At 66.5% G+C, this 11909-nt stretch carries 11 protein-coding genes; 7 read left to right on the top strand and 4 right to left on the bottom strand.

Annotated features, from left to right (window positions below; genetic code table 11):
* Window positions 1–172: 172 nt before the first annotated feature.
* On the bottom strand, window positions 173–1207 hold the full coding sequence (locus tag NMQ03_RS04690; protein WP_255175539.1) for an adenosine deaminase: 1035 nt from the start codon (window positions 1205–1207) through the stop codon (window positions 173–175).
* A gap of 338 nt (window positions 1208–1545) precedes the next feature.
* Here NMQ03_RS04690 and NMQ03_RS04685 point away from each other — a divergent pair, with 338 nt between their 5' ends.
* A complete protein-coding gene (locus NMQ03_RS04685; RefSeq protein WP_255174593.1) occupies window positions 1546–2187 on the top strand; it encodes a transglycosylase family protein in 642 nt (213 codons plus the stop codon).
* Between the two features lie 182 nt (window positions 2188–2369).
* On the opposite strand, the gene NMQ03_RS04680 is transcribed toward NMQ03_RS04685, so the two are convergent.
* A complete protein-coding gene (locus tag NMQ03_RS04680; protein ID WP_255174592.1) occupies window positions 2370–2957 on the bottom strand; it encodes a hypothetical protein in 588 nt (195 codons plus the stop codon).
* A 156-nt stretch (window positions 2958–3113) separates the two neighbouring features.
* Here NMQ03_RS04680 and NMQ03_RS04675 point away from each other — a divergent pair, with 156 nt between their 5' ends.
* The 6 genes from NMQ03_RS04675 (at window position 3114) to NMQ03_RS04650 (ending at window position 8982) form a co-directional block, all read left to right on the top strand.
* A complete protein-coding gene (locus NMQ03_RS04675; protein ID WP_255174591.1) occupies window positions 3114–4028 on the top strand; it encodes an MSMEG_6728 family protein in 915 nt (304 codons plus the stop codon).
* Window positions 4029–4031: 3 nt separating this feature from the next.
* Window positions 4032–4892, top strand: a complete 861-nt coding sequence (locus NMQ03_RS04670) for an SDR family oxidoreductase (RefSeq protein ID WP_255174590.1) — start codon at window positions 4032–4034, stop codon at window positions 4890–4892.
* A 69-nt stretch (window positions 4893–4961) separates the two neighbouring features.
* Complete coding sequence (locus NMQ03_RS04665; protein ID WP_255174589.1) at window positions 4962–5357, top strand: DUF1622 domain-containing protein; 396 nt, start codon at window positions 4962–4964, stop codon at window positions 5355–5357.
* A gap of 74 nt (window positions 5358–5431) precedes the next feature.
* The gene (locus NMQ03_RS04660; protein ID WP_255174588.1) at window positions 5432–7393 is read left to right on the top strand and encodes an HNH endonuclease signature motif containing protein; all 1962 of its coding nucleotides are present in this window, start codon (window positions 5432–5434) and stop codon (window positions 7391–7393) included.
* Entirely contained in the window at window positions 7335–8114 is a 780-nt protein-coding gene (locus NMQ03_RS04655; RefSeq protein ID WP_255174587.1) for an isocitrate lyase/phosphoenolpyruvate mutase family protein, read from the top strand. Before NMQ03_RS04660 ends, NMQ03_RS04655 begins: the two co-directional genes overlap by 59 nt.
* Window positions 8115–8172: 58 nt before the next feature.
* Window positions 8173–8982 carry a YqjF family protein gene (locus tag NMQ03_RS04650; protein ID WP_255174586.1) on the top strand — a complete coding sequence of 270 codons (810 nt, stop codon included), beginning with the start codon at window positions 8173–8175 and terminating at the stop codon, window positions 8980–8982.
* Here NMQ03_RS04650 and NMQ03_RS04645 read toward each other — a convergent pair.
* Both NMQ03_RS04645 and NMQ03_RS04640 read right to left on the bottom strand, forming a co-directional pair.
* On the bottom strand, window positions 8979–9314 hold the full coding sequence (locus NMQ03_RS04645) for a hypothetical protein (protein WP_255174585.1): 336 nt from the start codon (window positions 9312–9314) through the stop codon (window positions 8979–8981). The two genes, NMQ03_RS04650 and NMQ03_RS04645, sit on opposite strands and share 4 nt — an antisense overlap.
* 46 nt (window positions 9315–9360) lie before the next feature.
* Entirely contained in the window at window positions 9361–11793 is a 2433-nt protein-coding gene (locus NMQ03_RS04640) for a Tex family protein (protein WP_303694796.1), read from the bottom strand.
* Between the last annotated feature and the right edge of the window lie 116 nt (window positions 11794–11909).

Below are 11909 nucleotides of genomic sequence, written 5' to 3'. Positions count from 1 at the left end.
TGACCGACTGTGAAGCGGATGGTGCCGCAAGTGAGGCGGAGGTCTCGGGTAAGGGCTGTCTGCATAACCCTGGAAGCGCTGGCATGGGTGCCGCCCTGCACTCCCCGGACACGCCTGCGGCACCTAGTTTACCGGGCAAAAAGCACCGCTGTTGCGCCCGACACAGCAGGGGTCAGTCAGACACTTCCCTGCCGTTCAATTCCGCCAGCAGTTCCGCCTTCCGCTCCTCCGACGCGAAGGACGAGTGGATGGAGTTCGCCGCCAGGCGCGCCTTGTCGAAATCAGAGAGGTCGAACACCGCGGTGAGCTGCGCAAAGTTGTCATCCACGTACCCGCCGAAGTACGCAGGGTCGTCGGAATTGACCGAGACGTTCAGGCCGGCCGCCAGCATGGCGGGCAAGGGATGGTCGGCGAGGGTGTCCACGGCGCGGAGCCGGACGTTGGACAGGGGGCAGACCGTCAGGGGAATGCGTGCGTCCACGAGGCGCTCCACCAGGTCGGGATCGTCCATGCAGCGGATGCCGTGGTCAATCCGTTCCACGCCCAGGACGTCCAGGGCTTCGATAATGTACGACGCCGGGCCCTCCTCCCCTGCGTGGGCGGTCAGCCGCAGGCCCGCTTCACGCGCCTTCCCGTACAGCCGCTCGAACTTGGAAGGCGGGTTGCCCACCTCGGCGGAGTCCAGGCCGATGGCGCCGATCGGAGCGTTCATGGCCAGCAGCTGGTCCAGGACTTCGAGGGCGGAGTCCTCCGGGAGGTCACGCAGGAACGCAGCGATCAGCATGGTGGAGATGCCGTAGTCCTCCTCCGACGTGGCAAGCACCGAGGCCACACCTTGGACGCACGCATCCAGGGGAATCCCGCGGGATACGTGCGCCTGCGGGTCCATCATGATTTCCGCTTGCCGGACGCCGGCGGCAGCAGCCCGCTCCAGGTATGCCCGGGTCATGTCCGCGAAGTCCTGCTCGGTGCGCAGCACGGCCATGTTGGCGTAGTACAGGTCCAGGAAGGACTGCAGGTCCGTGAACTCGTACTTTTCGCGCAGTTCGTCCAGGCCCGAATACGGCAGCGCAATGCCGTTGCGTTCGGCCAGGGCGAAGATGAGCTCGGGCTGCAGCGTGCCCTCAATGTGCAGGTGCAGTTCGGCCACCGGGAGGGGCTTGGCAGGGACCGCAGGTTCCGCGAAGTCCGTTTCGGTTTCGGGCATGGTGCTGCCGCCGGGAAAGTTGTCCATCCGGTCAGGATAGTGCCCCGCCCCGTTTCGCGCCTGCCCGGGCCTCTGGAAGCGGATGGGTCCCACACGTGGCGCGTGCCGTGGCCCACACTCAACACGCCCGCTGGAATCTCGATTTGATAACACCCAAACGATGTCTTAGCGTGAAATGCATGCCCGTTCGGCGGGCTTCTTGATTGCCCGGTGCTGCCTACACCAGAACTGCCCAGCGGCAGCCACCGATAGTGACCTCTATTCGTCAGGGGCGGGCAGTGGCGCGACGATCTCCGGGGACGGAACCAGCGCTGGTGGCCTTCAGGAGCATCACCATCATGAAAAACACCAAATTCCGTACTGCCGCACGCCGCGGAGTCACCCTGGCCGCCGTCTCCGCGGCAGGTTTGGCCCTCTCAGCCACGGCGGCCAACGCAGCGACCCCCACGTCCACCTGGGATGCACTCGCGCAGTGCGAGAGCGGCGGGAACTGGTCCACCAACACGGGCAACGGCTTCTCCGGCGGCCTGCAGTTCACCTCCAGCACCTGGTCCGCCTATGGCGGAACCGGCTCCCCGGAGAACGCCAGCCGTGAACAGCAGATCGCTGTAGCCGAGCGGGTCCAGGCATCCCAGGGCTGGGGCGCCTGGCCGTCCTGCTCTTCGCAGCTCGGACTGAGCGGCGGCGGCGGAGCGCCGGTCCAGAGTGCCCCCGTACAGAGTGCCCCCGTGCAGAGCACCCAGCTTCAGAGCGCGCCGGTCCAGAGCGTTCCGGTCAAGCAGGCACCTGCGCCGCGGCATGCAACCTCGGTTCCCCTTAGCGGCGAGACCTACACCCTGCAGGCCGGGGACACCTTGAGCATCGTGGCCCAGAAGCTCGGCATCCAGGGCGGCTGGCAGCACCTTGCTGACGCAAACCTGGACACCATTTCGGATCCGAATCTCGTGTTCGAGGGACAGGTCATCCAGCTCCCCGCCTAACACCTGGGGACGTTCCACCAGCGGCTGCGGCCGCCGCGCCTTTCACAGGCGCCACAGACAGGTCGGCGATAGACAAATTCCGTTGACCAATGAACGACGCCGGCACACCCCCATAAGGGATGTGCCGGCGTCGTACTTTAATCAGTCAGTCCCTGCCGCCCTGGGCGGCAGGGACCGGACTGTCAGCTGGCGGGGAGCTCGCGGACGATCCGCACCTTCCACGCGGACTCGTCGCTGGTGTCCAGCAGGGCGACGGTGCCATGTGCAAGATTCAGGGCAACCCGTTTGACGGCCAGCAGCTCCAGGTAGAGGTGCTCGTTCATCCGGCTGGGGGTGTCGATCATGTACTTCACGGCGTCGCGCAGCTGCCGGTAGTTGGCGCTGCGTTCCCGGTGCATGTGCAGTTCCAGCGCGGAGCGTTGCTTGAGCCGCGGCTCGTGCCGGTTGAGCAGTGTCACGGCGGCGTGCACTGCAACCACGAGGGTCAGCGAGACGCCATAGATCCACCAGCCGCTGGAGAGCAGGAACAGTGGCAGGTTTCCAATGGCCACGAGCGCGATGACCACCCGGAGGGCGGCGATGCGACGGACCGTCCGGGCGACGGCAGCCATGCCATCGCGGAACCGGTGCTGATCCTTGCGCGCGGCGGCGGGATCGATTGTGAACTCGTCCAGAACCAGGATTCCCTGGGCTTCCGGGCCCAGCATCTGCCCGTAGCGGGGCAGCGCGGTGCGGGCGTGGTCGACGGCTTTGTCAGGTGTAGATGTCATGAGAGAGCTTCCAAAACGCGGGGGTGGTTGCGGTGATCTTAGTGGTTTCAGCTGAAAGCCGTATGTAGGTGTCCATTATTTGGACACGTTGCATTGCCTCACGTGGTCCTGCGCACTGTAATTGGAACATCCGGCGCATGCCGTCAGACTGAATAGATGCAAACCTTCCTCCCGTACCCTGACTTCCGCGAAAGCGCCAAAGCCCTGGACACCGCACGGCTGGGCAAGCAGCGGGTTGAAGCGCTGCAAACCCTTCGTGCCCTGGTGATTCCGGAGTACGGCTGGCAGACCCATCCGGCAATCCGGATGTGGATGGGCCACGTACCCGCCCTCACCATGTATGGCCTGGCCATGGCGGACGAATGGATCGAGCGCGGCCACCCGGACAACACCCGCGCGAACATCGCGGAGTTCGCGCCGCAGGCAGCCCACCCTGACTACGCCGCCAAAATTGTGATGCCGCCGTGGCTCGGGGACCCTGACTTCCATTTGAGCCACCGTTCCAAGCTGGTGCACAAGGAACCCAAGTTTTACTCCCGCGTTTTCCCGGATGCGATCCCGGATATGGACTACGTCTGGCCGGAGCCGCGGCACGAGTTCCTGCCGCAGGAGCCGGAAGGGGACATTCTGTGGATCCTGCGGGAGCCGCACGACGACGTCGACCCCCAGTCCCTGACCACCGTGGCGCTTCCACCCGTGAACCGGAATGCTGCAGCCGCCGCGGCGGCCGGGGGCGACGGCTACTCTCCCGTGTACGTGGAGGACGGGTCCCGCCGGCCTTCCAGGGCCCCCAAGAAGGCGCCGCCCAGGCCGCAGATGAAGAAGCCCACCCGTAAGCGCCTGGCGCAGGAGGAGGCCTTCCGGACCCTTCCGGGAAAAACGCCGGTTGCTGTTCCGTTCGAGAATGGGGCCAAGTTCGCCGTAGGACAGGTGGTTGGGCGCCCCCTTACCCTCGATGACGGCCGTTTCGGCAGGAACTTCGAAGTCATGGAGATCATTGACCGTTCGGCATTCGCGTACCCTGCCCTGCTGCAGGATCCCCGCGTGTTCTTCCCGGTGGAGGCACCGTAGGCCATGACGGTTCTGTTGGCGGGGTGCGGGGACCTGGGCACCGAGGCTGGGCTGCGGTTTGCTGCCCTGGGCCACCGGGTTGTGGGCTGGCGCCGCTCCCCCGCGAAACTGCCGGCGGCGATCGAAGGTGCCGCGGCTGACCTGGGATTGAAAGACCTGCCGCCCGTCCCCGCGGACACCACCGCCGTCGTCATCGCTGTTGCTGCTGACTCCCCTGCCGAGGAGGCATACCGCGCTGCGTATGTACGCGGCGTGGAAAACGTCCTTGATGCCCTGGAGCGTGACCAGGTGTCGCCCGAGCGGATCATCTTTGTGTCCTCCACTGCCGTTTACGGGGACGCGGGTGGCGGCTGGGTGGATGAGTCCACCGCAGCGGAGCCGGGCGGGTTTTCCGGCCGGGTGTTGTTGGAAGCCGAGGGGCTCCTGCAGGCCAGGCTCTCGGGGACCCGGACAGCCGGCGTCTCGCTCAGGCTGGGAGGCATCTACGGGCCGGGACGGACGCGCCTGATTGACCAGGTGAAGACGGGCTCTGCCGTGATCCCTGAAGACGTGCGCTACACCAACCGGATCCACCGCGACGACGCCGCGGCTGCCATCGTGCATCTTGCCGGGATGGGAGCTGTACCGGGCCCCGTATACATCGGCGTGGACAACGAGCCGGCCGACCTCGGCGCGGTGTTGCGATTCCTGGCAGCTGAACTTGGCTTCCCTGAACCCAAGGTGGGTGACGCAGGACCTGCCCGCGGGGGCAACAAGCGCTGCCGTAACGATCTCCTCCGCAGCTCGGGATTTTCCTTCACGTTTCCGACATTCCGGGAAGGGTACAGGGACGTTATAGCGGGGAACGGCGTCCGCCATCCGTGAGTGAGTCCGCCGTCCCCTGACCACTGCCAGGGCCCGCTGGGCGGGCCTTGGCCTTAGTTGAGGCAGGGCATGGAATTTCGGCAGATCATTGAGACGGTTGGGCAGCTGGTCGACTTCGCCGGAGTTGCCGTGATGGTGGTCGGCGCGGTGGTCTCCCTCCCGCTGGCGATCCGTGGTCATCAGCCCCGGCAGCTTCCGCCAAGTGCTGAAAAGCTGAGTTTTTACCGCTCCTACCGGCAGCTGCTGGGCAGATCCATTCTGCTGGGCCTGGAACTGCTCGTAGCTGCCGACATCATCCGCACCGTTGCCGTCACGCCCACGTTTGCCAGCGTCGGGGTGCTGGCCATCATCGTGCTGATCAGGACGTTCCTCAGCTTTTCCCTGGAGCTGGAAATCACCGGGCGCTGGCCGTGGCAGAAGGAACCCTCAGCGGCCCGTGCCGGGTCCACCGCCGCCGCCGGCTGAGGTCCGCCGCCCGCGTTTTCCACATAGGGGTTTTGGGGGTCTTCAATGTCAGTGGTGGCTGGCAGAGTGAGGTTATGGAGGCCATTGGGGAGCATCTTGGTGCGGTGTACGGCGGGAAAGCGTACGACGCCGGCAGTGGGCTGCCGCACCCGGCCCACCTTCACGCGGTCCCCGGGGCGGAGGAGCCTCCACAGCCATCAGCCGCCGGACCCGGTCAGCCGGATGCATTGAATGAGCTGGCCTCACAGTTGGCAGTCGCTGCCCTGGCCGCCCCGGACGTGCTGGCGTCTGCCTCCTACCTCGAAGCCGCCGAGTTCGCCGCCCGCGCCGAGGACCTCGCCCGGAGCGTGGAGTACCTGCAACTCCTGGGCGCCGCGGCGGTGGACCGGACCCGCGCCCAGGCCATCACCGACGCCGCAGCCACGGCCCGCGCCAACCGGTCCGGGGAGTGGACCAGCCGGTGGGACACCAACGGTGTCGAAACCCTGAACACCTCCCCCACGAATGGTGCTGACCGGTCCGCCGCCATGGTTGAGACCGACGCGACCTGGCCCAACCCGCCCACGCGTCCGGGCCGCCCGGTGGTGTCACCGGCCGATGACGGGTGCCGGAACACCGCAGAGTTCCTCCGCCTGCGCCTGCGGATCCCCATCCGCGAAGCCCGCCGCCGCCTCACCCTCGCCCACCAGGTCCTCCCAGCCACCAGCCTCACCGGCGAACCACTCCCACCAACCCGGCCCCACCTCGCCGCCGCCCTCACACCCGCCGGCACTGATACCCCCGCCAACTCCGAATCCATCACCGAGGCCGGCACCTGGCCCGGGTCGGCTCAGGGCCCGGCCCTGTCCTCGCACGCCGCGACCATCATCGCCGCCACCCTGGACCGGCTCCAGCACCACACCACAGCAGAGACCCTGGACACGATCGAACACCACCTCACCACAGCCGCCACCACCACCGACCCTGACTTCCTCACCCGCCTGGCCCAACGCTGGACCGACACCATCGACGCCGACGGCACCGAACCCACCGAAGAAGCCCTCCGTCACACCCAAGGCGCCTTCATCCGCAAACCCCGCCACGGCCTTCACCACCTCGAAATCTTCGCCACCACCGACCAATACGAACACCTCCTCACCGTCATGAACACCGCCACCAACCCACGCACCACCACCGGCACAGCAACGAGTCCAGACAGCCGAGGCAGTTCAGGCAATCCAGGCCGTCCAGGCAGTTCCGAGACCCCGGCGGCGAACCACACCCCAGAACAGGGCGCATCCGAGCACACCCCGCTTCCCGACCTGGACCGGCGCACCCGCGCCCAGAAACAACTCGACGGCCTCATCACCGCCGCCAAAACCGCCCTCGCCACCAACACCCTGCCCATAACCGGCGGCAATCGACCCCAAATCATTGCCACCATCAACTACCAAGACCTCTTCCCCACCAACCCCGTCACGCCCGCCACCTCGGCAGGAAAAGACCACAGCGTGGAAACAGGGACCGGGACCTTCGCCTTCACCGGACCCGTCCCCGCCTCCACCCTGCGCAAAATCGCCTGCGACGCCGACATCATCCCCGCCCTCCTGGGCACCACGGGCGAAATCCTCGACCTCGGCCACAAAACCCGCCTCTTCACCCCCGCCCAACGCACCGCCCTTACCACCCGCGACCAAGGCTGCGCCTTCCCCAACTGCACCATCCCCGCACCCTGGTGCGAAGCTCACCACATCACCTACTGGTCCCACGGCGGACCCACCACCACCAACAACGGCGTCCTGCTCTGCAGCCACCACCACCACGTCATCCACAAAGAACAATGGACCATCACCACCACCCCCGGCACACCCGCCTTCATCCCCCCACCCCACATCGACCCCACCCAAACACCCCAACAAAACCACTACTTCAAACCACCCCCGCCACCCCAACCACCACACCGCAGAGTGTCCAAAGACTGTCCGTTAGGCTTCACCCATGACCGAAAACAGCAGCGCAAAAGCCTCCGAACTTCTCCGCCTCCACCAGGCCCCTGAGATCCTCCAAGTGGTCAACGTGTGGGATGCCATCACAGCCAAAGTCATCACGGACATCCCGGGAACCACGGCCCTGGCAACGGCAAGCCACTCGATCGCCGCCACGCTGGGCTACGAGGACGGCGAGAACATTCCCGTCGACGAGATGATCAGCTTTGTGGGCCGCATCGCGGCCGCCACCCACCTGCCGGTCAGCGCTGACCTTGAGTCCGGCTACGGGAACCCTGGGGAGACAACCCGCAAGGCCATCGGAGTCGGAATTGTTGGCGCCAATATCGAGGACCAGATGCGCCCGCTCGAGGACGCGGTGAACCAGATGGCAGCCGTTGTGCATGCCGGCGCTGCAGAGGGAATTGACTTCGTCCTGAACGCGCGGACCGACGCCTTCCTCAAGGGCAAGGACCGGGACCCTGAAGACGTTCTTGCGGATGCCATCGCACGCGGCAAGGCCTTCCTGGACGTCGGTGCCACCACGGTCTTCGTCCCGGGCCTTTTGGACGAGCCCACGGTCACGGCCCTGGTGGAAGGCATCGGCTGGAACAAGGTCTCGGTCATTAACGTGCCCGGGTCCCTGCCCCCGGCGAAGCTGCAGGAACTGGGCGTGGCCCGCATTTCATACGGTCCCTGGACCCAGCGGGTGGCGCTGACAGCCCTGGCTGACACAGCTGCCAAACTTCTCGCCGGTGGCCAGCTTCCCGAAGACACACGCCCGCTGAACTGAGAACTGCATAGCGGAAACCAGGAGCTTCGCCACCTGGACCGAGCGAAGGAGTGGGAGCTTGACCGGAAACCTGAATACCGCGGGAGTGTGGCCGCGGCCGCCGGCACTTCCCAGGCCGGTATTTTCCGACCAGCGGTGGCTTGATGCCGTCTTCCTTCACTGGCGCATTCCGGAGGCTGCCGCCGCCGCGTTCATGCCGGAGGGAGTCCAACCCGATGTGTTCGACGGTAGTTCCTGGGTTGGCCTGATCGGCTTTCGCATGGAGCAGGCAGCGCTTGGGCGAGGCCCCGGCATCCCGTATCTGGGAAGCTTCAACGAGGTGAACGTCCGGCTTTACTCCCGCGAGCCGGACGGCACCCGCGGAGTGGTGTTCCTGAGCCTGGATGCAGACCGGCTGCCCGTTGTCCTGGCGACCCGGGCTGCCGGGATTCCTTACGTGTGGTCGCGCATCCGGCAATGGCCGCCCTTTCCGGGGAACGGCGGGGAACGGCAGCACGCCACCGGCGCGGCTGGAACACCCGGCGGCCGGAATGGATCCGCCGTTGGTTACTCGGTGCGCCGGCTGGGCGCCACTGCCGCCCGCAGCAACTTTGGGGTCATCCCCAAGCTGCACACCGCGGCAGCCGACCCTTTATCCATCTTCCTCACCGCCAGATACGGCATGCATGGCCGCTTCCACGGCAGAACCATCTATGTTCCGAACACGCACCACGAGTGGCCGCTCTTCGGCGCTGAGGTCCACCAGCTCAGCGATGGGTTGGTAGGAGCCGCCGGGATCAGTGTCAGCGGTCCGCCAGAGTCCGCCCTTTACTCCCCGGGGGTCCGGACAAGGTTCGGCAGGCCGCGCACGCTGGAGAGCGCCGGCTAAAGACCCGCGTCCTGGACGTCCTGCCAGCCCTGGCCTTCGCTGAACGTGCTCACCAAGGTACCCACGCCTGCCTGGAGGGAGTCAGAGGGATCGAAGTAGAGGGATGCTTCCGAGGCGCGGCTGTGGGTAATCAGCTGTTCGGCCTCGAGCTTCGCCTCGGGCACGGTTGCGCCGACGATTCCGGTGCGGGCCGGGAGAACCGGTGTGTGCACCACGTCGGCGTCCGTCTGGGTCAGCGGAACCGTGGTGCCGGGGTTGATCTCATCGTTGGGGAACTCGAACTCGGCATCGCCGGGGGCAACGGGAACGGTGTACTCCAGGAAATAGGTCATACCCCACCCTTGCAGAAAAGCCGTCACCGCCAAAAGACCTGGTGGACTACTTGCCCAGGCCGGCCTTTCGAAGTGCCTCGGCCATGGCCGTGTTGACGGGTTGGGATGCGGGGCTCGACCTGACACTCCCACCGGACGTGCCGGATCCCTGCTTCCCCTGCTGTTGGCGGTCCGGACGCCCGGCACGCTCGGTCGTTCGGCTCCCAGAATCGCGCCGACCGGAACCTGAATCGCGCCGGCCTGAACTTGCGCCGCCGCCGGCGGGTTCGTCGTCGAGCCTCAACGTGAGCGAAATCCGCTTCCGCTCCGGATCCGCCTCAAGTACCTTCACCCGGACCACCTGGCCGGACTTCACCACCTCGCGCGGATCGGACACAAAGCGGTTGGACAGGGCGGAAACGTGGACCAGTCCGTCCTGGTGGACTCCAACGTCCACGAACGCCCCAAATGCCGCAACGTTGGTTACCGTTCCTTCGAGAATCATGCCCGGCACCAGGTCCGAGATCTTCTCAACGCCTTCGGAGAACGTGGCGGCGGCAAAGGCGGGCCGGGGGTCGCGGCCAGGCTTGTCCAGTTCAGCGAGGATGTCCTTGACGGTGGGCAGGCCGAACGTGCCGTCGACGAACTTCTGCGGGTCCAGGGACGAGGCTGGGGCGGAACCGGCGGCAACGAGGATCTTCCTCGCCACGGCGTAGGACTCCGGGTGCACGCTTGAGGCGTCCAGCGGCTCGGCTCCGCCGGTGATCCTCAGGAATCCCGCGCACTGTTCGAACGCCTTGGCGCCCAACCGCGGCACTTTCTTGAGGTCGGTCCGCTTGCTGAAGGGTCCGTGCTCGTTCCGGTAGGCCACGATGTTTTCGCTCAACAGGGGCCCGACGCCGGCAACCCGGCTCAGCAGCGCAGGCGAGGCAGTGTTGACGTCAACACCCACGGCGTTCACGCAGTCCTCCACCACGGCGTCCAGGCTCCGGTCCAGTTTCGACGCGGTCACATCATGCTGGTACTGGCCTACACCAATGGACTTGGGATCGATCTTCACGAGTTCGGCGAGCGGATCCTGCAGGCGGCGGGCAATGGACACGGCCCCGCGAAGCGAAACATCCATTCCCGGCAGTTCAGCGGCGGCGAGCGCGGAGGCGGAGTAGACGGACGCGCCGGCCTCGGACACCACGATTTTCTGGGGTTTCCGGTCCACCTCCGGAAGCAGCTTGATCAGTTCGGCAGCCAGTTTGTCCGTTTCGCGTGAGGCGGTCCCGTTGCCGATGGCCACAAGTTCGACGGCGTGCTGCCGCGCCAAACGCACCAAGGTGGCCAGGGCTTCGTCCCATTTCCGGGCCGGGGCGTGCGGGTAGACCGTATCGGTGGCCACCACCTTCCCGGTGCCGTCAACAACGGCAACTTTCACCCCGGTCCGCAGTCCCGGGTCGAGGCCCAGCGTGGCACGGTTTCCGGCAGGGGCGGCCAGCAGGACGTCCCTGAGGTTGGCGGCGAACACCCGGACCGCTTCGTCCTCCGCTGCGGCGAACAACCGGGCCCGGAGGTCGGACGTGAGGCGGGCCAGCACGCGTGAACGCCAGGCCACCTGGGCTGTCTGCATCAGCCATGCGTCGGCGGAACGGCCACGGTCGGCGACCCCGAGGAACCTGGCAACTGCGGACTCGTAGCGGGCGCGGGCGGCGGTGAGGGCGGCGTCGTCCGATGGGTCGGCTTCGGCGAGGTCCAGCTCAAGGACGCCGTCCTTCTCCCCGCGGAACAACGCGAGCACACGGTGGGACGGCATCCGGTCCGGCGCCTGCGCGAACTCGAAGTAATCGGCGAACTTCTGGCCTTCGGCTTCCTTGCCCTTTTTGACGCGGGAGACCATCCGGCCCTGCGTCCACATCCTGTCCCGCAGGTTTGCGGCGAGGTCAGGGTCCTGCGCCACGCGCTCCACAAGGATGGCCCGGGCCCCGGCGAGCGCGGCGGCGGGGTCACCGATGGCGTGGTCACTGTTGAGGTACTTCCGGGCTTCGTGTTCGGGGTCCAGGTCCGGCCGCTTCAGCAGCGCATCGGCGAGCGGCTCCAGCCCGGCCTCCCGGGCGATCTGGGCCTTGGTCCGGCGCTTGGACTTGAACGGGAGGTAGATGTCTTCGAGCCGCGACTTGGTGTCCGCGGCCAGGATCGCCTTGCGCAGTTCGGGCGTCAGCTGGCCCTGCGCCTCAATTGCTTCGAGGACTGCACCGCGGCGGTCTGCCAGTTCGCGGAGGTAGCGCAGGCGTTCGTCGAGGTCACGGAGCTGGGTGTCGTCCAGCGTGCCGGTGGCTTCCTTGCGGTACCGGGCGACGAACGGAACCGTTGCCCCGCCGTCGAGCAATCCAACCGCGGCCTTTACCTGCCAGGCCTTGACCCCCAGTTCGTCAGCGATCTGGGCGAAGATCGCCTCTTCCTCCGATGCGCGGGAGGGGGCGGAGACGGCGGAAGGTGCAGGCAGTTGAGTCACCAGAACATCTTGCCTTACCGCGCTGCCGGGCTCCACCAGGCGCCGTGCGGATGGGGATTCAGCAGGGCCCGGGAGGGTATTCCGCTGGGCCCGGCAAAGTGCTGTAGTGGACATGC

Origin of the sequence: Arthrobacter sp. DNA4 (assembly GCF_024362385.1) — a bacterium.
Lineage (GTDB): Bacteria > Actinomycetota > Actinomycetes > Actinomycetales > Micrococcaceae > Arthrobacter.
The sequence above is the reverse complement of the archived record's forward strand: the minus strand, read 5'-3'. Positions and strand labels throughout refer to the sequence as shown.